Origin of the sequence: Moraxella sp. CTOTU47915 (assembly GCF_031986685.1) — a bacterium.
Taxonomy (GTDB): domain Bacteria; phylum Pseudomonadota; class Gammaproteobacteria; order Pseudomonadales; family Moraxellaceae; genus Faucicola; species Faucicola tetraodonis.
Map to the genome: position 1 here is coordinate 239,156 of NZ_DAMAAE010000001.1, position 24,164 is coordinate 263,319.

Consider the following 24,164-nt stretch of genomic DNA (forward strand, 5'->3'; position numbering starts at 1 on the left):
CCCTAAGCCACAAGCATGTGTTGTAAGCTGCGATAGCCTACATACATTGCATGGTTGCCGGCGGGTTTGTTCGTTTCAAGACTTTCTAAATAATAATCTGCTGACATCACAATATCAGCAATTTTAGCAAGCTCATGCTCTGATAACTCACGACCCTGTTGCTCAATTAAGTTTTGTAGCACTGTGGCACCGCGTTTGAGCAGTTGGCTTTGTCGAGGTAAGTTTAAAAATAAGCAAGCACCCGAGATAGTGCGCATGATATCAGGCACAGGCGTGATATGTAAAATATCTTTGTCGGTGTCATTTAGATAATCATTGAGCGCAGTTTCAATGGTGGCAATCGCGGTACGGCTTTCTTGGACGAGGGTGTTGTGCGCTGTTTCGATTTGATGTAGCGAAATAGTTTGGTTGTACACGGGCAATGTTACCGCACCTGGGGTATGTGATTTTGCCAGGTTAATTGCCGCATTTTCCGCCATCATTAAAGTGCCAAGCAATTCATCAAAATCATCAGGCGTTGGCTGTGTCCAAGTTTTTAATTTGCCAATTTGTTGAGTCAGTGCTGCACTCACCTCATTTAAATTTAAGGTTTTAAACACGCTACTTAAATCATGCAAATGCTGCGCCATGCTATCAATCTCATCTGTACTTGAATTGAGATTAACTTGGCGAGCATAACTGTCACTGGCAGATTTAATCAAATCAATTTCTTGCTGGATGAGCTGGTTAAGCGTACTGGTCACTTCACGGTCAGGTCCAAACAAGAAGCGGCGCATGGTTTTTAGCTGGGTTTCGTCTAAGGTATTGGCCGAGAATTTGCGCTGAACTTGCAAGGCAAGCTGGCTATCTCTTGAGCTGGCAAATTGCACCAAATCAGCAAAACGAGAATCATTGACAGGTAGATAGTCATTAAACTGTTGTTCGACAAAAATGAGCGCCCGCTTTTGCAGGTTACTAAGCGGTAACACCCATGCCAAATCTGATACCGCAGCATCAGCGGCATGCCAAAACAAACTGTCGGTACGTTTTGAAACCATTTCACACGCAGCTTGCATGGCGTTGAGTTTTTCTAGCTCTTTTGGCGATAATTGATTGCTCTGTGCAGTGAGTGCTACGCTCAGACCTGCGCGATAAGCTTCCACCAGTTTTTTTGGGTCAATGCCAAGTGATTTTAACGGTTGGTAATTTTGTTCTGGATTGGCAATCACGATACTGCTGTTTTTGTTGGCAGTTAAGTCTGATAGCTGCAGCGCTGGCTGATTCAAATCGCTGTGAAGTTGATTGATAATCGGCAACAACAACGAAGGTTCAATGGTCTCTTTAAGTAATACAAACTCGATATAACGCGCCAACGTCATGATACCTTCTGACACATCCATCATCATGTCATTATTGGATTGGTCGCGTTCGTCATAGAGTTTTTGCAGTCCTGCTGATAGACTATTGGCGAGTTCATAGCCTTCCTCTAATTGAATCAACCGCAATACTTTTGCCAGTTGTGCCAAGGTATCCACGGAATCGAGTAGCAACGGCGCTTGACTACTGTCGTCATTAAACTCACTTAAATGCATCTCGGCATCATGTAGCGTCACGGCAATTTCAGGTCTTAATAAATGCAATGAAGGCAAATCAAAATTGGTGGCCGTTAGTTTTTGTGAGTTAGGACTTGGCAGACTCATGTTTTTTTATCCAAAATGATTTTAGGGTGATAAAGATAAAATGACAGTGTTTAGGCGTTTCTAACGTAGACTTGCATATTAATCCAACGCGCCTATGACAGCTACGCTTATTGCTGATTATTGTAAGACGTCCCTATGCCAGTGTCTATGTCAAAGTGTTAATACCCGCACAATAATTACACTTTATCATGAAATTTTGCCCATCAAAGAAATGACGTGACAAAATTTAATGAGGCATTTTTTATTGTTAAACACTCGCCCAGTTTTCAGCCAGCTGTGGGTTGTTATCTTTTAAGGCGTTAAGCCACTCTAGATGCGCCTGCTCAGCCTCGCTACTCGCCAAAAAGCGCTTGATAGTCGTGCTAAAACGCTGATGCTCAGTCGCACCGCCCACACCGCCGCCGACCTCATCATCGATGGCTAACGCAACCTGTCCGCCAGTCATCGCCAGATACACTTCCGCTAAAATCTCGGCATCGAGTAACGCCCCGTGGAAGGTACGGTCTTGTTTACCGACATTGAGACGTTTAACCAGCGCATCCAAGGTATTGCGCTGCCCTGCGAACATGCGTTTGGCGATGGCAAGGCTGTCTGTCACGGTGACGGTTTGGTTGATATCGGGCAAGCCAAGGCGCGCAAACTCAGCTTGCAAAAAGCTCATGTCAAACCCCGCGTTATGCGCGATGAGTTCTGCGCCTTGCAAAAAGTCATAAATCGCTTCACCGACTTGCTCAAACACGGGCATATCATTTAAAAACACATTGTGAATGCCATGAACGCGAATGACTTCCTCACCCATTTCAATTTTTGGGTTGATATACACATGCAGTTTTTCACCGGTAAAACGTCGATTAATCATTTCAACGATACCGACCTCAATGATACGGTCACCATTTTGCGCTTCAAACCCTGTGGTCTCAGTATCGAGAATCAGCTGGCGATTGGCAGTCCCTTTGTGTTTGGCAATGGGTAATAAAGGTATAAAGGTCGGGTTGGGCTGACTGGTAATACCGTTAAACACGGGACGCTGAGCAATCAAGCTGTCATCTTGCGCGACAAATTGCCCTTGTGGATTGGTGAACACCGCAAAATGTGGGTTAGCACTGGTTGGCAAGTGAGTTGTCTGCCCCCCTAACGATGATTGAGTGGATACATCGATGCTGGTTTGAGCCTTGCTTGTTTGGGTGGTGCTTGTTTGAATAGTGCTTGCGGCGGGTTCACCGTCGAGTGCCTGCAAAAAGATATCCCCCATTATCTCACTGTCGGCAAACTCTAGGTCTTGCGCGTCATCAAAAGACGTATCGCTAAAATCACGGGTTGACTCTGAGTGATTGAGGACTGGGTTGTTATCGGTTGACATTGGGTTCATGGGCGGGTCTTTTTTTTTATCATCAAAATCAGGGTTTTTATCACTAAAATCCGATTTAACATCTAAATCAGTGATAGGATTGGGTGGATTTTTAATCACTTTGTTAAAGGTTTTGGGCAGTTGGTCAATGCCTTGGTTTGCAAGCTTATCGGCATACTCATTGCCATCATGACCGGCATGTCCTTTGACCCATTGCCAGTCAATTTGTCGCTGCTGGCACAGCTTATCAAGTCGCTGCCATAATTCCACATTTTTGACATTTTTCCAATGTTTCTTTTTCCACCCTGCCAGCCATTCGCTGATGCCTTTGATGACATAGCTAGAGTCTGACCAGATTTGAATCGGTAACGCTTTTGGGCTGTTTTCCAGTGCCGCAATCGCACCCATCAGCTCCATGCGGTTGTTGGTGGTATGCGCCTCACCCCCGCAAATATCAATTTGCTCACCCGTAGGTAAAATCACCACAGCACCAAAGCCGCCTTTACCAGGATTGCCACGGCAGGCGCCATCAGTGTAAGCAAGGGTTCGACCCACAAGGGGCGTTAAGGCATGATTTGACATAGATAACAACCCATATGAAACAGCAAAACAATCAAAAAAACAGCCCTCAGTATAAGAAAAAAAAGCATAAAAAGCCATGCCAAAACGTCTATAATAACCGCCTATAGTTGCTATCTGCAGGTTTAAAGGACGTCTATGCAAAAAAAATCTCGTGCGCGCGTGTCAGCTGTGTTGACCAAGTTGGGTATGGCTATGGTCTGTGCGCTAAGCCTAAATTTGGCGGCTTGTAACAAGCCCCAATCGCCTGCAACGACTAGCAGCGATGGCGCAAAACAGTCGCCAGCGTTATCACAACCTGCCGCTAGCGATGATGTGTTTGTGGGCTGTTACACAGTCAGCCATACGGAACCTGCCCAAATCAAAATTATCAAAAATGGTGACAACTATGCTATGCAAATGCGCGAATTTAACGACCCCAGCAAAAACTGGGACAAACCTGAAGCCATGCAAGTCATCGCAACTGACAGCCCAGATATACAAAAATACTTTGACATCAAAGCCGATGAACATCAATACTTAGAAAAAGTCATCGCCCGTCCCGATCGCGTGTTCGTGCTCGCCAAAATCACCGATAGTTTTGCAAGCCTAAACCCGCAATTTGACAGTCCCTATCTGGGTTATATCTACAAAGGTAGTAATACGGTCTATAAAGTGGCATGCGAGCAAACCACCAAACTTTAATCACCTGAGTCGCTGCTTGATTTGATGAGCTTGATTTGATGCTTGATTTTATGCTTGAATTAATATATCTCATCCAAATTTTAACCCCAAACGATTGATAGAGAATAAGCGATGAATTTTTTTGCATGGTTAGTGCTGGGCTTGGTGGCATACACTAGTGGCTTTAGTATCCGTCATTTTCACTACAAAGACGCCGCCATCCCAACTGATAAAAAATGGCAATACACGGCGATTTTTTTTGTGATCGCACTCGTGGTCTTTGCGCTATTGAATTTATATGTTATGCACAAAGCTGCGCTTGATATGATGTTTGTGTTGGTATCGAGTTTGGTGGCGACAGGGGTTTTTTATTATGGTATTTCGGCAGATACCAACAACAAGATGAATATACCTGATTAAACATACCCGATTAGTTGAACCATGATTTTTTGTAAGTCGATGAATTTGTTTGGATAATAAAATGTCTCAAAAAACGGCGAATACTCACGCCCCCATGACTACCACCCACTTGGCTGGCTTAACGCGGCGCCGACTGCTAAAGACAGGGATAGCGCTATCGGCAGCGACGGTAACGGGTGCAAAAGCGGATTTGACCATTAGCGGGCAAGTGATTAGCCAACCTTCACAGCGGTATGGGTCAAACAATGATGCTGATAACATGGCTTTTGGCGAGCCAAGCGCTATGCCCAATGGCAATACGCCCATGGAAACAGTGCCCATCAATCCCCAATGGCCCCAATGGGACTTTGCGACAATCAAAGCCAATTGTGAAGCCCTCAAAGGTCGCGGCGTCCACCTCCATCTGGTAGCACCATCGGGATTTGGCAGTGATGAACAGCGTAACTTACTGGCGATTCACCGACTCACCCAAGCGGGATTTTATATCGACAATCCAGAAGTGATTAGCCGACGTTATTTGCGTTTTGCAGGTTCAGACAGTGAGCGCTTGGGCGATATTACCGCGTTACTCAATCGACCTGTACACCAATTGCCCAAGGTATTACTCGGCGTGCGTGGCGGCTATGGTGCAATGCGTTTGCTCAACAAACTAAGTGATCATCAGTGGCGAACGTTGACACAAAAACTCAAAGATCGCGGCACACTGCTGATGGGATTTAGTGATTTTACTGCGTTGCAACTTGCTATGTACGCCAAAGGTCATCTCCCTTATGTAGCAGGGGCAATGCTCAGTAGTGACTTTGGCAAAACAGCGGTGAATACCGATACCATCCAAAGTTTTATCAACCTTTGTACCCAAAACCAGCTACGTATCCAAGTGCCAGAAACTCAGCTGTATCGTGACACTGCGCGTCCTTTGGCTAAGCCGATAAAAGGCATCTTATGGGGCGGTAATCTTAGTGTGTTATCTGCAATGGTAGGCACGCCGTATATGCCAACTGTCGACAATGGGATTTTATTTTTGGAAGATACCGGTGAGCAGCCATACCGTATTGAGCGTATGCTACAAACCTTGGTGTTATCAGGCATTGTGGCAAAACAGCAAGCGATTGTGCTGGGCAAATTTAATTTTAGCGGCATCAGTGATGCTTATAATGGCGATTACACCTTTGATACCGTCATCCGTACTATCCAACAAGCGACAGGGCGACCCATCTACACCGATTTTCCCTTTGGGCATGTGGCAAGACGCATTAATTTTCCGTTGGGGGTTCCTGTCACACTTGACAATGTGGGTAGTGGCTATCAAGCGACATTCAACCAGTTTTATCATCTTAAAACCGATGCAAACTTTGGCAATTTAGATTTACGCCAATTGTTGGTCTAGGGTATAGCGGTGTCTTATGTATGTTAGTTAAAACCTGTTTGTATGCTACCCAAACAGGTTTATTTAACACATATTCTTTGACTGTCCAATCGCGCTAGAAAATCCGATTGTTATCATGCGTTTTGGCAAATTTGGTGATATTGGCTTCGATATTTTTAGCGATATTGAGATAATAGTCGGCAAATTCATCGCCTGCGCCTTGATTAGCAATGACGGACGGCTCGCCCTTATCGGCTTGCTCGCGGATGCCTTTCGCCAGTGGTAATTGCCCCAGCAGCGGCACTTGATACTGTGCTGCCATTTTATCACCGCCGCCTTCGCCAAAAATCGCTTCGGTATGCCCACAGCTGCTACAAGTATGCAGCGCCATATTTTCTACCACGCCCAGCACAGGGATATGGGTTTTGCGGAACATCTCAATGCCTTTTTGCGCATCTAGCAAGGCAATATGCTGCGGTGTGGTCACAATCACCGCACCGGTCACAGGAATACGCTGGGCGAGCGTCAACTGAATATCCCCTGTCCCAGGTGGCATATCAATCACCAAATAATCAAGATTTGGCCAGTTGGTTTGGTTGTAAAGTTGCATCAGTGCGCCTGTGGCTTTGGCACCGCGCCAAGCAATCGGGGTGGTGTCATCACTCAACAAGCTACCGATAGATAGCATCGGTATGCCTTGCGCGGCAATCGGTACGAATTGCTCATGCTCGAGCTGCGGCTGCTGACCTGCCACGCCAAGCATACTTGGAATACTGGGGCCGTAGATATCGGCATCCAGCACGCCCACGCGTTTGCCCAATTTTTGCAGCGCCAAGGCGATATTCACTGTCGTCGTCGATTTACCAACGCCGCCTTTGCCCGAAGCCACCACAATAATATGCTCGATACGTGGATGCGGTGTTAATTCAGCTTGGGTGGTGGCTTTTTTGGCAATCGCAGGTTCAGGGGTTTCTGTGACTAATTTGTCACTTTGTGGCGCGGCCTGAGTGACGGGTGGCATGGCATTGGTGGTTTTGGGTAGGGTTGAGCCACTACCTTTGGTCGTAGGTTTTGGCGCAGTAGTGCTGTCAAACAAGGTAATATTCATATTCACTTCACTGACCCCATGAATATGTAGCTTTTGGCTCAAATCATGATGGATTTGTTCAGGATTGCAGTCATCGGGCAAGCGCAAATCCAATGTCAGACTATTACCTTGCTGTTTAACCCCTTTGACATACTGGCGAATTGGCTGGTTATTGACGCGATAGTCATCAAATAACTGATTAAGCGTGGATTCATCCACTGTCGCCACGGTTTTTGGTTTGATAAAGTTAAACATGATAGTTGCTTACCCCAATGTTGTAATTTTAACGATTTTAACCCCTGTTAAGTGGGGTTTATTGCCAATTTTCACAGAGACAGATTGAACATATCTGTGTGAAAAGTAATTTTTCTTGTTTGATTGATGCCCATTGGTTGGGAAATGATGCGATTTAAGCTATCATACAGCAATAATGACATTTTTTTAAACAAATCAATGATAGGTGTATTGTGAGAAAAATTTTAGTTACTAGCGCCCTACCCTATGCCAATGGTCCGATTCATTTGGGGCATTTGGTTGAGTACATCCAGACCGATATTTGGGTACGCGCCATGAAATCATTGGGTCATCAAGCGACGTATGTGTGTGCCGATGATGCCCATGGCACAGCGATTATGCTCAAAGCAGAAGCCAACGGTGTCACCCCTGAAGAGCAAATTGCCGATGTCAAAGCCTCCCATGAAAAAGATTTTGCGGGATTTTTGGTTGATTTTGACAACTACTACTCAACCCATAGCCCAGAAAATGAGCATTACTCTCAGCTGATTTATAATCGCTTGTATGAAAACGGTCATATCTCGCACAAAGCAGTTGAACAGCTGTATGACCCAGAAAAAGGCTTGTTTTTGGCAGACCGTTTTGTCAAAGGCGAATGCCCAAAATGCGGCGCAAAAGACCAATACGGCGATAACTGCGAAGTCTGCGGCACCACCTACAATGCCACCGAACTCAAAAATCCATACTCAACGCTTTCAGGTGCAACGCCTGTTTTGAAATCATCCATCCATTACTTCTTTAACCTGCCAAATTTTAACGAATTTTTGCAAAATTGGACGCGTAAGGAAGGTCGCCTGCAGACCTCTATCGCCAACAAATTACAAGAATGGTTTGATGCAGGGCTTGCCAACTGGGATATCAGCCGCGATGCGCCGTATTTTGGCTTTAAAATCCCAAACACCCCAGCCAGTGAACCCGACAAGTATTTTTATGTGTGGCTCGATGCGCCTGTCGGTTATATGGCAAGTTTCAAAAACTTGTGTGACCAACAAGGTGCGCAGTTAGGCTTAAATTTTGATGAGTATTGGTCAAAAGAAAATCATAACAACACGGAAGTTTATCACTTTATCGGTAAAGATATTGTGTATTTCCACGCCCTGTTTTGGCCAGCTATGCTTGAAGGCGCAGGATTTAGAACCCCAACTGCCATCAACGCGCATGGCTTCTTGACCGTCAATGGCGAGAAAATGAGTAAATCTCGCGGCACCTTTATCAAAGCCGATACCTATTTACAAAACCTTGACCCTGAATACTTGCGTTACTACTTTGCTAGCAAATTATCAGCCAGTGTCGAAGATATCAATCTGGATCTTGAAGACTTCATGCAAAAAGTCAATTCTGACTTGGTGGGTAAGGTCGTCAATATCGCTAGCCGCTGCGCAGGATTTATCCATAAAAATCATGGCAGTAAACTAGCACTGACAATTAGCGAGCCTGCTTTGGTGCAACAAATCATTGATGCGGGCGAAGATATCGCTGCCGCTTATGAAGCGCGCGAATTTAGCAAAGCCATGCGTCTGATTATGGCGTGCGCAGACAAAGCCAATGAGTACATCGATGACAAAAAACCGTGGGCTCTTAACAAAGTCGAAGGTCAACAAGCTGAAGTACAAGCGGTGTGTACCGTCGCGCTTAATATCTTCCGTCAGTTGGTGGTTTATCTTGCCCCTGTATTGCCATTGATGTGTGAAAAAGCACGAATTTTTCTCAATGTTGACAGCCTAGATTTTGATAGCCGTCATGCGTTATTGGTCGGGCATACCATCAACGCCTTTACCCCATTGATGCAGCGTGTTGACAAAGATAAAGTTGCTGCGATGGTGGACGCTTCAAAAGAAGATTTAAACAAACAGCCTGCTATCGCCAATCAACCAGCAAATGGGCAAGCGGGCACTAGCAAAACCAAAGCCGCCGCTAGCGAACAACCCACTGATGCTAACGCATTGATTGGTATCGATGACTTCGCCAAAGTCACGATGACCGTAGCAAAAGTACTAGCCTGCAACAACGTGGAAGGTGCAGATAAATTGCTGCAATTTACCCTAGATGTGGGTGAGACAGATGCGCAGGGCAATGTGAAAACGCGCAATGTGTTTAGCGGTATCGCCAAATTCTATAACCCTGAACAATTGGTGGGCAAAACTGTGGTGTGCGTCACCAACCTTGCACCACGAAAAATGAAGTTTGGCATTTCTGAAGGTATGATTTTATCGGCTGAAAAAGCCGGTCAATTGACCGTGGTTACTTTAGATGACCATATCCCTGCGGGTGCGACCCTTGCTTAATGGGCTTAACTGGCTTAACTGTGATTGATTGCGATGAGCTGAAACATTTTGACACATTCTTAATCATTTTTTTGATCACAACAAAAAACCGCTGATAATTACCAGCGGTTTTTTTATTAAGCTATCCTAAATATCAAAAAATCGATAATGTCGCCCGATTAACGGTCGCTTTTGCTAACGCTAATGCGAACAGGTATAGATTTTCGATTGGCTCTAACCGGATTAGCTGACTTATTGTATTGGCAATAATGGGGTGCTTCAGCCGAAGGTAGAATAGCACCAACTACTAATACGCCTGCCATCAAGTTTGATGAGTTCATATAGCCTCCTTGTTGAGTTAGTGTACGATGATTCCATCTGTGAATCATTTACCTTTACTAAGCACAGACATGTTTAACTTAATCAACGCTGCAACGAATCGTTTAAAAAAGATAAATAATGCTGCGAGTAGAAGTTCTATTCTAAAAGATATCGAAAGATTTTCATACCATTTTATTATGACAATTTCATGAAATATTCAATAATATTTATACTTTATGTTTCAATTAAGGTCTTTTTGTTTCCACTAAGCGCTTTATGTAATTAAACCTACTCAGACAGCAATATTTACAACATTTTTTTAATAGACCAATATTCATAAAAACCGCTAAACAATAAAAAAACTTATGTATGATATGTATAGAGGATAGCAAACTTTCATTTATGTTATAGCAAACTAGTACATTGAAATGATATACTCTGCTCACAAAACAATTTTGATTATTGGGGAATACTATGTTGTCATTCACACGCGGTCAATTATCCGCTATCTGCGCCCTTCTTGGTTTATCTTTAGCCGCCTGCTCACCTCAGAAACCACCCGCGCAAGCTGCAGACACGTCTAGCAAACCCTCAGCCACTGCCAGCCAAAAACCCAATAAAACCATCGCCATTTCTGCGATTGTGGCGCACCCATCGCTCGACGCCATTCGCCAAGGTATCCTTGATGAATTGGCTGCTGAAGGGTATATCAAAGGGCAAAATCTGACGGTAAATTTTCAATCTGCACAAGGCAATACGGCAACGGCAGGACAAATATCCAAACAATTTGTTGCTGACAAACCTGATGCTATCGTGGCAATCTCCACCCCTACCGCTCAGTCGTTGGCTGCCGCTAGCAAAGAGATACCGATTGTTTATACAGCGGTGTCAGATCCTGTTGCCGCCAAACTCATTACTCAACAAAACACCCCGACTCAGCCCAACATCACAGGTTTATCCAGCCAATTACCGCTAGCACCGCAGCTTGACTTTATACAAAAAATCATGCCGTCAGCCAAATCCATTGGCTATGTGTTTAGCGCAGGTGAAATGAATTCAGTGGCGCTGCGAGATAAACTCAACATTGCGCTGCCAGAGCGTGGCATGAACTTAGTGGATATCCCAGCCAACCGTCCGACTGATATTGCCATGGCAACTAACAGTCTTGGCGGCAAAGCCCAGTGATTTATACCTCAATGGACAATAACGTGGCATCGGCATTTGAATCAATGGTGCAATCAGCCAATGCGTTAAAACTTCCCATCATCGCCTCCGATGAGTTTAGCGTCCGCCGCGGTGCTACGGCAGCACTCGGTGTCAATGATTATGACTTTGGACGTACCACAGGCAAAATGGTAGGCAAAATTTTGGATGGTACACCTGTCACTCAAGTTAAACCCGAAGTGATGAACCAATTAACTTTATACGTGAGCCCAAAACACGCCCAAGCACAAGGCTTAACATTAAATCCTGAACTATTAAAAGGTGCGATTAACGTTGATACTACACCCGAGCGAAAAATTGACAAATAATTGTTATGGGTAAATAAGAAAAAACCCGCCTAACTAAATAGACGGGTTCTTCAAACTGGGCAGTAAAATGATGCGTTATTTAAAGCACATTTAAAATAACACGTGTCGCTTCAATGACATCAAGTACGCGATTGTCAACACGTAGGCGAACTTCACCTGGGCGCGGGTGACTGATAACCTTTGCCTGGCGATAAGCATTGTTATTTAACACATAGACATTACGGTCATTATATCGCTTGACGCTGTAATAACGACTATCTAGTTTTTTTGCCCAGCCTGGTGGTACCGCTTTACCATGTGCAACATTTTTTTGCAGACCTGGGGGCAATTGGCGATACTGCTCGTGGGTTAGGTAGCGACCCGTACGACTATCGTAGTATCGATTGTCGCTTCTGTCGCGGTCTCTATCATGGTTCGTGTTGTAGCGTTGGTTTTCTTTGCGGTCATCTTTATAGTGTTTTTGTTGCTGTTTCCAGTTTTTTTCTTGTTTATATTGAGCTTTACCATGACCGGGGTCTGCCAAAACAACGGGTGAAGCCACGAACGAGCCCGCTAAAAGTAAGCTAGTTAATAATGTCGATTTTTTCATTGTCATACACCTTTATCTGTACCTTGTATAAGTAATTTTGTATGAAGCTATATTATTATGAAATTAAAATGTAACTTAATATGACAATGCTGTGGTAATTTTCTTTCTACTTAAAAACAATACGCTATGGCTTATTGGTGAGCTTATGACTTAGCGAATTATTATTGAAAAATGATACATTAGCGAAATGAGGCAGATTGTTATGTTATAGGAATTTATCAGATAATGCCTTTTTAATCAGTTACCCAAAGCTTTAATCATGGTTGGCAAACTTGCCTGCTGCATATAACGCTATGCGACTGCAAGATTAGCTGATAAAATGTAAATAATGTTTAACAATGCTGTATGATATTGTTATTGAAGTGTAAGATTTACCTTTTTAATTGTTACCCTATGGATGGATTTTTGGAGTGATATATGTTGAACGCTACATTTGGTGTTTCTCGTTTGACCAAAGCAATGATGCTAGGTGGAATTTGTATGGCAAGCCTGATGGGTTGCAGCCAATCTAACAATAAAACAGCTGATGCCAATACTGCAAGCACAGCAAGCGCAACGACAGCTGCGTCAGGCGATACCAAGTCTGTCGCTATCACGGCAATCGTTGAGCACCCAGCATTAGATGCCGTCCGTCAAGGTGTGATTGAAGAGCTGGGCAACGAAGGCTTTAAAGAAGGTCAAAACCTAAAAGTAAATTTCCAATCAGCCCAAGGCAATACGGCGACTGCCGGTCAAATTGCCAAACAATTTGCTGCGGATAAACCCGATGCCATCGTTGCTATTGCTACCCCATCGGCGCAATCCGTCATTGCAGCGACCAACTCAATTCCTGTTATTTTCTCTGCGGTTACCGACCCTGTCGAAGCGAAACTGATAAAATCTTGGGAAGCATCTGGCACCAACGTGACAGGCGCATCAGACATGTTGCCACTTGAGCCACAGATTGAGCTGATGAAAAAAGTCGTACCAAATCTCAAATCAGTCGGCTATGTATACAGCCCAGGGGAAGTCAACTCAACGGTAGTACTCAAAGAGCTTGAAACAAAATTTAAACCGATGGGTATCAACATCGTTGCGGCACCTGCACAGCGCACTACCGATATTCCCCAAGCCACTCGCGGTCTACAAGGTAAAGTTCAGCTCATCTATACCTCACTTGACAACAACGTGGTATCCGCTTATGAGTCGCTTTACCAAGCGGCTAAAGAAATCAAAGTACCCCTAGTGGCGTCCGATACTGACTCCGTTGCACGTGGTGCAGTCGCAGCAATGGGTATAAACTACAAAGACTTAGGCATCGAAACAGGTAAAATCGTTGGACGCGTCCTAAAAGGCGAGAAACCAGGTACCATCAAGCCTATCACTATGAATAAGCTTGACTTATACCTTAGTCCAAAACACGCGCAAGAAGTCGGTATTACGCTGCCACAAGAGTTAATTAGTCAGGCAGCCCAAGTAGAACCTGCGCCAAAAGCTAAACAATAAATCATTCGTTAGTTTTAGCTGTTTTAATGTGATTGCAAATTTGATTTCCCAGTGGCAACTAAAGTTTCAAAGCGCGTATTTTTACTTTAGTCGCATTACGCTTAACGCCACTTGGTTTACCTTAACACCTGACTGCTTGTTGAATTAACAAGCGGTCTTTACTTTTTTGTGTGAACAGTTATGTCGTTACTTGCTTTATTTGGTGCCCTAGAAAGTGGTCTAATCTATGCGTTAGTGGCTTTGGGCGTATACATTTCATTTCGGGTGTTAGATTTTCCAGATTTGACCGCGGATGGTAGTTTTCCCTTAGGCGGTGCTGTCGCAGGCGTGGCAATCATCGCGGATGTCAACCCTTGGCTGGCTTGTATCTTTGGTATGCTTGCTGGGGGTGTTGCAGGTTTAGTAACGGCTTGGCTACATGTCAAACTTGGTATTTTACAGCTGCTCTCCAGTATTTTAGTGATGGTCGCGCTGTATGCCGTCAATTTACGTATTATGCAAGCGCCAAACTTGGCGTTGCTCGGTGAGCCAACGATATTTGGCGAACTGGTGACTGATAGTAACGGCTATTGGATGCGCTGTGTGGTGATTGGTGGTGTGGTGATTGCTGCCAAGTTTTTCTTGGATTGGTTCTTTAGCACTGAGATGGGCTTGGCGATGCGAGCAACTGGCTCTAACCTTAGAATGTCACAAGCTCAAGGGATTGCTACCTCTCGTAGCATTTTGTTAGGTATGGCGATTTCTAACGGGCTGATTGCGCTTGCTGGTGCGATTTTTGTGCAAACCCAAGGCGGTGCCGATATTTCTATTGGTGTTGGTACCATTGTGATTGGTCTTGCTGCCGTTATCATTGGTGAGACCATCATCCCTGCCAAAAAAATGCTGTGGATTACCCTATCTGCTATTGTCGGGGCGATTCTTTATAAATTCTTTATCCAAATTGCGTTGTCAAATGATACCTTACGTGCGATTGGTTTTGGTCCTCAAGATGTTAACTTAGTCACCGCACTGCTGGTGGTGATTGCTTTAATCCTACCAAAAATCAAATCAAAAATTTTAAGCAATCGCCATAAGCATGCCGCTTAACTTGGTATCAAAGAGTTGATTTTAACTTTGGCACTTAACAACTTATAAAGTAAAAGTAAAGTAAAAGGACAATGCCTTATGATGAACGCAGACAATCTACGATTGACCTTCAATCCTGGTACGCCCATTGAAAACCCTGCCTTACGTGGTATCAGCCTGCGTATTGAAGCAGGTGAATTTGTCACGGTCATTGGTACCAACGGCGCAGGTAAGTCGACGTTTTTAAATGCCGTCGCTGGCACGATTCGGGTCGATAGCGGCAAAATTACCTTAAACAATATTGACGTCACCAAAAAATCTGCCCACCAGAGGGCACACTGGGTAGCGCGCGTTTTCCAAGACCCAATGGCAGGTACTTGTGAAGCCTTAACCATTGAAGAAAACATGGCACTTGCTTACAAGCGTGGCGAATCGCGTTTTTTAAAAGGCGCATTAAATCACAAAAACCGTGAAATTTTCCGTGAAAAACTGGCGATTTTAAAATTAGGGTTAGAGAATCGACTCACTGACCGTATGGGTTTATTATCAGGCGGGCAACGCCAAGCGGTTAGCCTATTAATGGCATCCCTGCAGCCGTCAAAAATTTTACTACTCGATGAACACACGGCTGCCCTTGACCCAAAAACCGCCGCTTTCGTCTTGGAACTGACCGATAAAATCGTCCAAGAAAACAATCTCACCACCATGATGGTTACTCACTCCATGCAGCAAGCGCTCAATCACGGCACGCGCACCGTCATGCTACACCAAGGGCAAGTGGTACTAGACGTATCAGGCGATGAACGCAAAGGTATGACTGTTCATGATTTACTCAATATGTTTGAACGCACCCGTGGCGAAGTGGTAGAAGATGACAGCTTAATTTTGAGCTAACTTAACTGGGCCCAATTAAATAGGATGGGTTAAATACGATGGGTTAAATAGAATGAGTTAAATAAACGCTAGCACTTAACATGATGAAGATGGATAACATAAGTTATCCATTTTTTTACACACAGTGATAAATTAATTCTTCATAATAACAGTTGATAAGCAAGCAGTGACAATACTGCTATTTTCCCTAAATTTTAATTATAAAAAACAATATACTTTGAGGTCACTATGTTTGATTTAAAATCGCTTGTTACGAAAGCTGTCGAAGACAAAACGTTAAATGTCAATGAATACATCTTTATGCCAGAGCGCGTGGATATGATGATAAAAGATGGACGGTTAAGCTGTGTACTAAACACCAATGGTAAAGTCGATTTTATTTACCATAAAAATGGTATCACCGAAGTGCGTTCAGGTCTACGTAAAAGTCCGTTTACCTCATTTCGCAATGAACTTCACTATGGGGTGTATGATGATGTGGTGGATGAAGTGATTGAAGCGGTTGAAAAAATCATTGGCAGTCAATCCAAATACTTTAATTTTGCCGCAGATGCAGAATAAAAAAGTCAATCATAAAAAAGCTGAAAAGTAACATTTCAGCTTTTTTTATGTCTTTTATTTATAGATGATTCCTTTATTTATAGAGAATTAAAGGCGCTATCAATCGCATCATCTAATCGCTCAACCGCGATGATTTTGAGACCTTGATATTGCTCTAATTGCGTTTTTGGGGCATTGGCTTTGGGTACAATCGCATGGGTAAAGCCATGTTTCACCGCTTCTTTTAGACGTTCTTGACCATTGGGAACAGGTCTGATTTCACCAGACAACCCCACTTCACCAAATACCGCTAGGGTATAAGGTAAAGGCTTTTCTTTAATGCTAGACGCACAGGCCAATAAAACCGCCAAATCTGAGCCGGTTTCAAGCACCTTGACCCCGCCTACCACATTGACATACACATCTTGCCCATTGGTTTGGATACCGCCATGGCGGTGCATGACTGCCAGCAACATGGCTAAGCGCTGATAATCTAAACCTAGTGCCATGCGCCTAGGTTGTCCTTGAGATTCATCGACTAGCGCTTGTACTTCAACCAGTAGCGGCCTGGTACCCTCACGGCTAACCATGACCACTGAGCCTGCAATCGGTTTATCATAGCGACTTAAAAATATCGCCGATGGATTTGCCACTTCTTTGAGTCCTGCATCTGTCATGGCAAAAATGCCCAGCTCGTTGACGGCACCAAAACGATTTTTCACCGCACGAATCATTCGAAAACGGCTGTCCGACTGCCCTTCAAAATACAGTACCGCATCTACCATATGTTCTAGCACGCGAGGGCCTGCCAGCGCCCCTTCTTTGGTCACATGCCCGACCAAAAATAACGCTGTACCCGTTTGCTTGGCATAGCGCGTCAGAATCGCTGCTGACTCACGGATTTGACTGACCCCACCTGGCGCGGATTGGATGGCTTCGGTAAACAAAGTCTGAATTGAGTCAATGATGGCGACGGCTGGTTGCTCTTGGGTCAAGGCTTGGCAGATCATTTCAACATTGGTCTCTGCCAATACTTTTAAGTTGTTATTGGGTAGCCCCAAACGACTAGCCCGCATCGCCACCTGTGACAACGATTCTTCACCCGTGATGTACAGCGCACTTCCTGCTAGACTTTGATTTTCTGCCATGTGAATCGCCGTCTGTAGCAAGATTGTGGATTTGCCAATACCAGGATCGCCCCCAATCAGCACCACAGAACCTGCTACTAAGCCGCCGCCTAACACCCGATCAAACTCACCAACACCCGTTGGTAGCCTAGTATCGAGTGACATAGGCACGGCATTAAGTGGCATGACGCTCGATTGTTCGCCCGCGTAGTTACTAGCTTTTTTGGTGACAGGTTTATGATGTGGCATGCTGACCGTCGGCGCTTCGACAAGGCTATTCCAGGCGCCACATTCGGCACACTGTCCCGACCATTTACCGAAGTTTGCGCCACATTGTTGGCATACGTAGGATGATTTTGATTTTGCCATAGATTCCAATTTGCAATGAAAAATTTAAAAATAAAGAAAAACTAAAGAATAAAGAAACTTAAAGCGTATTGGTGGTGGTGAGAGGGATAAACTATGCAATGAAATTAATGCGATGACATTAATGCGATGAAATTAAGGATAGCGAGCTATGTTTGACATGCAAGATTGCTGTTATTTGCCACTATATTTATGGGCGACTAGGTCATAAATCCAGTAAAAAATAAACCCATATACCAAAATAAGTAAGGTCAACGAAATATCGAGCATAAACGCCTGCCACAGTCCAATATTCATCACCCACATGACCAGTGGTAAGGTAAAGCCCACCAAGCCACCTTCAAACCCCACTATATGCAGTACCCGTAGCCATAGCGGACGAGCCAGTTTTTCACCGGTAAAAAATTTATCAAACAATAAGTTATAAATAAATGTCCAAATCATGGCGATAAGTGAAATGCCAATCAGCAGCGCCAATATACTTGAGTTATGCTGTGATTCACTACCGGTAAAGCCAAAAAAGCTGAGTAATTTTACCCAGCCTAATGATAGCAGTATGGCGATTGTCTCAAATAACATCGCTTGCCAGATGCGTGCTTTGGTGGTCATCACGTTTTGCCTCTAACCATCTTACTAAACCCTGCTTGCTAGACCACGAAGTTTTCACCCAAGTAGACCTTACGTACCAACTCATTGTCTAAGATATGCTCTGGTGTACCTGCTGCAATAATTTGTCCTTCACTAACAATATAGGCATGTTCACAGATAGCCAAAGTTTCACGCACATTATGATCGGTGATGAGCACGCCGATGCCGCGCTGTTTGAGCTTAATAATTACCTCTTTGATATCGCCTACTGAAATCGGGTCAACCCCCGCAAAAGGCTCGTCAAGCAAAATAAACTTGGGATTTGAGGCAAGGCTGCGGGCAATTTCACAGCGTCTGCGCTCACCACCAGACACGCTCATCCCCAATGAGTGGCGCACATGTCCCAAATTAAATTCCCCAATCAGCTGCTCAAGTTGCTGCTGCTGCCCCGCTTTATCCAAATCTGTGCGAGTCTGCAAAATCGATAAAATATTTTCTTCAACGGTTAATTTGCGAAAAATTGACGCTTCTTGCGGTAAGTAGCCAATGCCTGCTGCGGCGCGCTCGTGCATGGACAATGCCGACAAATCCCGATTACCCAGCTGTATTTGCCCTTTGTCCATATTGACCAGACCAACGACCATATAAAAGCTGGTAGTCTTACCCGCCCCATTTGGACCGAGTAACCCAACCACTTGCCCTTGTTCTACGGAAAAAGACACGTCTTTAACCACCCAACGCTTGCCATAGCGTTTGGCAAGGTGCTGCATGATTAGAGACTGGTTGGCTTGCGGTTGCGACATAATAAATCCTAGAACTAAACAATGGCAATGAACAGAGCGAAAGCAAGTTAAACAATACTAGCGATTGCGAACGCCCACACGGTTGCTCGCTTGTGGCGGAAACACCAGTTCAACACGTTGGTTATTCCCTGCTTTTGCCTCAATATCACCCACTTTTAGACTGTAATGGATGACATTGCCAGAAAAAATACCGCCATTTTGGGTCAAACGCGCATTACCTGTGAGGGTGACCAGCCCTGTTTTGACATTGTAATCAATTCGATTCGCCTGACCTTTAGCCAAGCCCTTCTCTTGTGTCACAATTTGTTGGATAGTGGCAGGACGCCCGGTTGCGACTGCGCTTTCGATGGCGCGGGTTGGCGTCAAATTGACGGTTAAATTATCCGCCGCCATTTTGAGCGTGCCTTGGCTGATGGTGACGTTGCCTGTATAGCTTGTCACCCCAGAGCGCTCACTGTACGTCGCTTTGTCTGCCAACAACCGAATCGGCTCATTGGCGTCTGATGGCAGGGCGTTTGCCACGTTCGATGCCGCAAGCATGCCAGCAACTGACACACCGCCAGCCATTATTAATTGTCGAGTCTTCACCACAATCATGTTAAACCTTTTATATAAAAATTTTAAAATCAACAATATAGATTAAATTAGCACCGAAGTTAAAGATTTTTGATACTCAATTGAATCCCGTCAACATCGCAACTGAATTACTGTCTTAACAGTAGCCACTCTACTCCATAGAGATAGGGTTAGCTACTGTGCAGGTTGAATCATCACACTCACTTGTCCAAAACCGTAATCACCCGTTGCCAAGTCACCACTAAATCGTTTGGCATCAAACCGATTATTCCCATGGATAAAGGTAAGCGGTTCATTAGTCATTACTGTATTATTGACCAAGTCACCGACAAAGTTTTTACCTATCATTTTAACGGGCAAATTCGACATACTGGTATTTTGGGTGAGCAACGGAACGCTGGTTAAGGTCACGTTACCTATCAGTTTGGCAATCTGCTTATTTTCATCCAATTGTGCTTGGTCTGCCACCAAGGTTACTTCACGCTCATTTTTTGGACGGATAACAATCTGCGGCTTGGACATCACGGCGGTATTGGCATTTTGGTAATGAGTTACTTGCGCCGCTGTTAACTGATAGCCAACACTACCTGTTTCCGTCGTTTGTAGCGCTTTGATTTGCTCTGCTTGGTAATCAATATCGGTCGGTTTGAGGGATACTTGGGTCAAGCGAGCATCGTTTTGCGCATAAAAATAGGCCGATACGATAATAAATAATAAGCCTAAAATAAATAGCGTTTTTGTTGACACGATTGCCACCTAACATTGCCAAAAAATTTGATAAAAACGGACGTTACCACACTAAACCGCATACGCAAATCACTTAAAACAAATTGCTTAAACTAAATCACTTAAAATAAATCACTTTCAAAAAAATCACTTAGAACAAATCCCTTAGCATAAGTCCCTTAAACCAAGTTATATAACCTAAATCACATAACTGGCCAAAATATCATCGTAATGACCCGTTGCTTTTAATATCAAATCACATAACTCACGAACTGCCCCTTGTCCGCCTGAGCGTGTGGTAACCATATCGACCCGTTTGATGACTTCGCCATTGGCATTTGCCACGGCTACAGCAAACCCGACGGATTGTAAGGCTTTGATATCTGGCCAATCATCACCGATATAAGCACATTCTACTAGCGAGATACCAATATTAGCTAACAATTCATTGAGCGCCGTCAATTTGTCTTCCCGCCCTTGCACGAGATGGGTGATTTTTAATTCTTTGGCACGATGAGTGACAATGTCGCTAGTACGACCGGTTATAATGGCAGTTTGAATCCCTGCTTGGTGAATACGCTGAATACCAAAGCCATCTTGAACATTAAAGCTTTTGGTTTCAACCGTGTTGGCATCATAGATAATTTTTCCATCGGACAATACACCATCCACATCCATAACCAATAGTTTAACGTTTTTTGCTTTAGTGAGCAGACTTTGCATGACTTTATCCTTATTATTGTAAGCCTAGTTACTTTAAAAGTAGTTATTTTAAGCCTATTAATTCACACCCGCATGCAGTAACTCGTGCAAGGTCAAAATACCCGCCAAAGTCTTATCATCATTAATGATTAATAGCTGATTTATCTTTTGTTCATTCATTAATGTGAGCGCATCAGACGCACGAACATCAGGATTGACGGACTTTGGATTGGTTGACATCACCTCACTAATCTGCGTATCAAGCCCCAATTGGCGCGCTAAGCTACGGCGCAAGTCACCATCGGTAAATACGCCCACGACTTGATTGTTCGCATTGGTAATCACCGTCATCCCCAGTCTACCACCCGTCATGCTAAATAAGGCTTCGTTAAGCGTCGAATGCTCATCAATAGTTGGCAGGTTATTTACATGCATCAAGTCTTTTACTTGGGTCAATAATTTGCGACCCAATGCCCCTGCAGGGTGTGATAAAGCAAAATCTTCTGAGGTAAAATGCTTACTATGCACCAACGCCACCGCTAACGCATCTCCTAACGCCAAAGTAGCTGTGGTACTTGATGTCGGTGCCAATCCAAGGGGGCAAGCTTCTTCAGACGCCCCTAAAGTCAAAGCCACATCGGCAGATTTTGGCAAAATACCGCGTTTGTCACGGCTGATACTAATGAGCGGAATGCCCAGTTTTTTTACCACAGGCAGTAACGTGCGGATTTCATCTGACTCACCTGAGTTAGAGATGCCAATTAACACATCGCCTTTGACCAACATGCCAAGGTCGCCATGACCTGCTTCACCAGGATGCATAAAAAAAGATGGCGTTCCCGTTGAGGCAAAAGTCGCTGCAATTTTGCGACCAATAAGTCCTGACTTACCCATGCCTGTCACCACCACACGCCCCTGACAGTTTTCGATCAAATGGCAAGCAGTCACAAATCGTTCATCTAGCTGTTCAATCAGCAAATCTAAAGCATGTTGTTCCGTTTTGATAGCCTCTTTGGCATGCTTTAAATAATCAACCGATGCATCCAAGATAATTCCTCACTAATTTTTCAAGATGGCTGTTGGTGCGCTTTTTTTGGGCACTTATCTTTATGCGCTTATTGGGGCATTTAATAGTTAGCATAAACAATCTTTAAAGCTAAAAATTTAAAATTTTTTACAGTCTGATTATCATAGCGTAATTTCAGCCAATATTCACGGGATAAGTCCGAAAATACATATTTTGACAACATTTCATCGAGTTTATATTAACAGTCTCCGCATTGCTAAATCAGTTCCAAATAACCTATAAAAGACAAGTTATAAAAGCTATAAAAAATGGCGAACACTGATAGGGTTCGCCACGTAATATCATATTTTAAATTTAAAAATTAATATTTGTCTTCACCATTGCCGTTTGCATCATCGTCAAAATTGGCATCGTCTTTGGTAGGCTCAAAATTCATAGTGTCATAGCCGCTATCAAAACCACGGTCAGCAAAACCACTGCGATCATACGGTGCTTGCGCAAACCCTGTACGCTCCTGCGGGTAGCCACGTTGGTCATTGTCATAACCGCCCCCATCAAAACCGCGATCGCCAAAGCCACCACGATTAGCAAACCCTGTGCGATTTGCGCCGTAACCTGATTGTTCAAAACCGCCTGCTTGACCAAAGCCCATTTGGCTAGATTGACCGTAGCCACTTGCCCCTGGCATTGGCGTAGCTGAACGTGGATTACGGGCTGGTACTACCGTTGAAATGGCGTGTTTATACACCATTTGGCTAACGGTGTTTTTAAGTAAAACAACGTATTGATCAAAAGATTCGATTTGACCTTGAAGCTTGATGCCATTGACTAAAAAAATAGACACTGGAATACGGTCTTTGCGTAAAGAGTTTAAGAAAGGGTCTTGTAGTGTTTGACCTTTTGACATAGGTTTCTCCCAGAAATAAACAGAAAGTTAGTTAAATTATTATATTTTTAGACGACTTTTTAATTATACCTTAAATGACAACTTATTAGCTTAATACGGATGGTCAAAGTTATACTAGACAAGTGCTTAGATAGTATTACCCAAGCATAGCACTGCTTTTAACTTGTTTTTATTAGCAGCGTTCTTGCCTGATCAATAGTTGTCAAGGGTGTTATATCAAACCGCTCAACCAATTGTTGTGTACTTACTAGCTTACGCATCCATGTATATTGGCGTTTTGCTAGCTGCCTTGTAGCATATAATGCCTCATTTTGCATAGTTTGTCTATAATCTTCAATTAGGGAGCTGTGCGTGTTTAGTAAAAAATGCGCCACATTATCATGGAAATTTTCTTCATTATTATCATGTGTAAACACTGTTGTATTTTGTATTTTTTCTAAAAAATCCCAAGCTTGCCGATAGCCAACGCAGCGCATAGATGGCAGATCAGCCGTAAGGTGATACTGTTGTCGCAGCGCAATCACTTCCTGCAAAAAGCCTTGTTGCCACATGATATCTAACCGAAGTGCGATACGCTTGTGTAACCAATCACGATCTGGCATCACAGCTAAAATTTGCCAACGCTGATGTGGATTGCCGGCTAACGCCCTAGCGGGCTGATTCTGCCAAGCGCTTAATGGCTTACCTGTTTGCAGATAAATTTCCACCGCTCTGCCAATTCTTTGTGTGTCTGTGGTTTTGAGTTGCTTAGCAAGGATGGGATCTACTTGGGTCAAATAAGCATGTAGCTGTTCAATCCCCTGCTCAGCGATCAGTTGGGTGACTTGTTGGCGAATCTCAGGCAAGGTTGCTGGGATATCATTAATACCTTGAATCAGTGCCATATAGTACATCATGGTTCCACCCACCAGCACAGCTGTTTTATTTTGCTGATGAGCAAGATTGATATGATAGTCCACATCGTTGACAAACTGGGCAACGCTGTAGCTTTGCTCAGGACTGATGATGTCAACGAGGGCATGTGGATAGTGTACCAATTCTTCACGTGTCGGTTTGGCGGTACCGATATTCATATCCCGATAAATCAAGGCAGAATCTACCGAAATAAGACGATATTTGCCTGTTTCGTAAAGTTCATACGCTAACGCTGTTTTACCACTGGCAGTAGGTGCTATAAGGCAAATCACGTCTTGTTTATCGGCTGTTATCATAGCTT

At 44.0% G+C, this 24,164-nt stretch carries 22 protein-coding genes and 1 pseudogene; 9 read left to right on the forward strand and 14 right to left on the reverse strand.

What is annotated here, in order from left to right:
- Nucleotides 1–2 precede the first annotated feature (2 nt).
- Nucleotides 3–1,679, reverse strand: coding sequence for a hypothetical protein (locus tag RTL34_RS01070; protein ID WP_312113904.1), 1,677 nt, complete (start codon nucleotides 1,677–1,679; stop codon nucleotides 3–5).
- Nucleotides 1,680–1,926: 247 nt separating this feature from the next.
- Nucleotides 1,927–3,609 (reverse strand): DNA polymerase III subunit epsilon, encoded by a 1,683-nt coding sequence (dnaQ, locus tag RTL34_RS01075; protein WP_312113906.1) that lies wholly within the window; start codon nucleotides 3,607–3,609, stop codon nucleotides 1,927–1,929.
- A 135-nt stretch (nucleotides 3,610–3,744) separates the two neighbouring features.
- Here dnaQ and RTL34_RS01080 point away from each other — a divergent pair, with 135 nt between their 5' ends.
- From RTL34_RS01080 to RTL34_RS01090, 3 genes are all read left to right on the forward strand, one after another.
- Nucleotides 3,745–4,290 (forward strand): hypothetical protein, encoded by a 546-nt coding sequence (locus RTL34_RS01080; protein WP_312113908.1) that lies wholly within the window; start codon nucleotides 3,745–3,747, stop codon nucleotides 4,288–4,290.
- A 111-nt stretch (nucleotides 4,291–4,401) separates the two neighbouring features.
- Nucleotides 4,402–4,689: a hypothetical protein gene (locus tag RTL34_RS01085; protein WP_312113910.1), complete on the forward strand. Its 288-nt coding sequence runs from the start codon at nucleotides 4,402–4,404 to the stop codon at nucleotides 4,687–4,689.
- A gap of 61 nt (nucleotides 4,690–4,750) precedes the next feature.
- Nucleotides 4,751–6,076, forward strand: a complete 1,326-nt coding sequence (locus tag RTL34_RS01090) for an LD-carboxypeptidase (protein ID WP_312113912.1) — start codon at nucleotides 4,751–4,753, stop codon at nucleotides 6,074–6,076.
- A gap of 94 nt (nucleotides 6,077–6,170) precedes the next feature.
- Here RTL34_RS01090 and apbC read toward each other — a convergent pair whose 3' ends face one another.
- Entirely contained in the window at nucleotides 6,171–7,397 is a 1,227-nt protein-coding gene (gene apbC / locus RTL34_RS01095) for an iron-sulfur cluster carrier protein ApbC (RefSeq protein WP_312113914.1), read from the reverse strand.
- A 212-nt stretch (nucleotides 7,398–7,609) separates the two neighbouring features.
- On the opposite strand from apbC, the gene metG reads away from it, so the two are divergent.
- A complete protein-coding gene (gene metG / locus RTL34_RS01100) occupies nucleotides 7,610–9,721 on the forward strand; it encodes a methionine--tRNA ligase (RefSeq protein ID WP_312113916.1) in 2,112 nt (703 codons plus the stop codon).
- Between the two features lie 158 nt (nucleotides 9,722–9,879).
- On the opposite strand, the gene RTL34_RS01105 is transcribed toward metG, so the two are convergent.
- Nucleotides 9,880–10,041 (reverse strand): hypothetical protein, encoded by a 162-nt coding sequence (locus RTL34_RS01105; RefSeq protein WP_007116336.1) that lies wholly within the window; start codon nucleotides 10,039–10,041, stop codon nucleotides 9,880–9,882.
- A 454-nt stretch (nucleotides 10,042–10,495) separates the two neighbouring features.
- On the opposite strand from RTL34_RS01105, the pseudogene RTL34_RS01110 reads away from it, so the two are divergent.
- A pseudogene (locus RTL34_RS01110) lies at nucleotides 10,496–11,553 on the forward strand (ABC transporter substrate-binding protein).
- A gap of 79 nt (nucleotides 11,554–11,632) precedes the next feature.
- Here RTL34_RS01110 and RTL34_RS01115 read toward each other — a convergent pair.
- Nucleotides 11,633–12,142, reverse strand: coding sequence for a hypothetical protein (locus RTL34_RS01115; RefSeq protein ID WP_312113918.1), 510 nt, complete (start codon nucleotides 12,140–12,142; stop codon nucleotides 11,633–11,635).
- Nucleotides 12,143–12,634: 492 nt separating this feature from the next.
- On the opposite strand from RTL34_RS01115, the gene RTL34_RS01120 reads away from it, so the two are divergent.
- The 4 genes from RTL34_RS01120 (at nucleotide 12,635) to RTL34_RS01135 (ending at nucleotide 16,147) form a co-directional block, all read left to right on the forward strand.
- On the forward strand, nucleotides 12,635–13,627 hold the full coding sequence (locus RTL34_RS01120; protein ID WP_409455429.1) for an ABC transporter substrate-binding protein: 993 nt from the start codon (nucleotides 12,635–12,637) through the stop codon (nucleotides 13,625–13,627).
- 180 nt (nucleotides 13,628–13,807) lie between these two features.
- On the forward strand, nucleotides 13,808–14,713 hold the full coding sequence (locus tag RTL34_RS01125) for an ABC transporter permease (RefSeq protein ID WP_050324121.1): 906 nt from the start codon (nucleotides 13,808–13,810) through the stop codon (nucleotides 14,711–14,713).
- Between the two features lie 78 nt (nucleotides 14,714–14,791).
- Nucleotides 14,792–15,586: an ABC transporter ATP-binding protein gene (locus RTL34_RS01130; RefSeq protein WP_036593505.1), complete on the forward strand. Its 795-nt coding sequence runs from the start codon at nucleotides 14,792–14,794 to the stop codon at nucleotides 15,584–15,586.
- Between the two features lie 228 nt (nucleotides 15,587–15,814).
- Entirely contained in the window at nucleotides 15,815–16,147 is a 333-nt protein-coding gene (locus RTL34_RS01135; protein ID WP_312113925.1) for a hypothetical protein, read from the forward strand.
- A gap of 77 nt (nucleotides 16,148–16,224) precedes the next feature.
- On the opposite strand, the gene radA is transcribed toward RTL34_RS01135, so the two are convergent.
- The 9 genes from radA to miaA form a co-directional block, all read right to left on the reverse strand.
- Nucleotides 16,225–17,622 carry a DNA repair protein RadA gene (gene radA / locus RTL34_RS01140; protein ID WP_138019017.1) on the reverse strand — a complete coding sequence of 466 codons (1,398 nt, stop codon included), beginning with the start codon at nucleotides 17,620–17,622 and terminating at the stop codon, nucleotides 16,225–16,227.
- Between the two features lie 171 nt (nucleotides 17,623–17,793).
- A complete protein-coding gene (locus RTL34_RS01145; protein ID WP_312113927.1) occupies nucleotides 17,794–18,228 on the reverse strand; it encodes a PACE efflux transporter in 435 nt (144 codons plus the stop codon).
- Nucleotides 18,229–18,266: 38 nt separating this feature from the next.
- Nucleotides 18,267–19,010: an LPS export ABC transporter ATP-binding protein gene (lptB, locus tag RTL34_RS01150; RefSeq protein ID WP_312113929.1), complete on the reverse strand. Its 744-nt coding sequence runs from the start codon at nucleotides 19,008–19,010 to the stop codon at nucleotides 18,267–18,269.
- 57 nt (nucleotides 19,011–19,067) lie between these two features.
- On the reverse strand, nucleotides 19,068–19,577 hold the full coding sequence (gene lptA / locus RTL34_RS01155; protein ID WP_409455430.1) for a lipopolysaccharide transport periplasmic protein LptA: 510 nt from the start codon (nucleotides 19,575–19,577) through the stop codon (nucleotides 19,068–19,070).
- A gap of 183 nt (nucleotides 19,578–19,760) precedes the next feature.
- Nucleotides 19,761–20,333: an LPS export ABC transporter periplasmic protein LptC gene (lptC, locus tag RTL34_RS01160; protein ID WP_096489616.1), complete on the reverse strand. Its 573-nt coding sequence runs from the start codon at nucleotides 20,331–20,333 to the stop codon at nucleotides 19,761–19,763.
- 177 nt (nucleotides 20,334–20,510) lie between these two features.
- Nucleotides 20,511–21,035: a KdsC family phosphatase gene (locus RTL34_RS01165; RefSeq protein ID WP_312113932.1), complete on the reverse strand. Its 525-nt coding sequence runs from the start codon at nucleotides 21,033–21,035 to the stop codon at nucleotides 20,511–20,513.
- A 57-nt stretch (nucleotides 21,036–21,092) separates the two neighbouring features.
- Nucleotides 21,093–22,061: a KpsF/GutQ family sugar-phosphate isomerase gene (locus RTL34_RS01170; protein WP_312113934.1), complete on the reverse strand. Its 969-nt coding sequence runs from the start codon at nucleotides 22,059–22,061 to the stop codon at nucleotides 21,093–21,095.
- Nucleotides 22,062–22,402: 341 nt separating this feature from the next.
- Complete coding sequence (gene hfq, locus RTL34_RS01175; RefSeq protein WP_219333040.1) at nucleotides 22,403–22,948, reverse strand: RNA chaperone Hfq; 546 nt, start codon at nucleotides 22,946–22,948, stop codon at nucleotides 22,403–22,405.
- A gap of 158 nt (nucleotides 22,949–23,106) precedes the next feature.
- Nucleotides 23,107–24,159, reverse strand: a complete 1,053-nt coding sequence (miaA, locus tag RTL34_RS01180; RefSeq protein ID WP_312113937.1) for a tRNA (adenosine(37)-N6)-dimethylallyltransferase MiaA — start codon at nucleotides 24,157–24,159, stop codon at nucleotides 23,107–23,109.
- Nucleotides 24,160–24,164 lie beyond the last annotated feature (5 nt).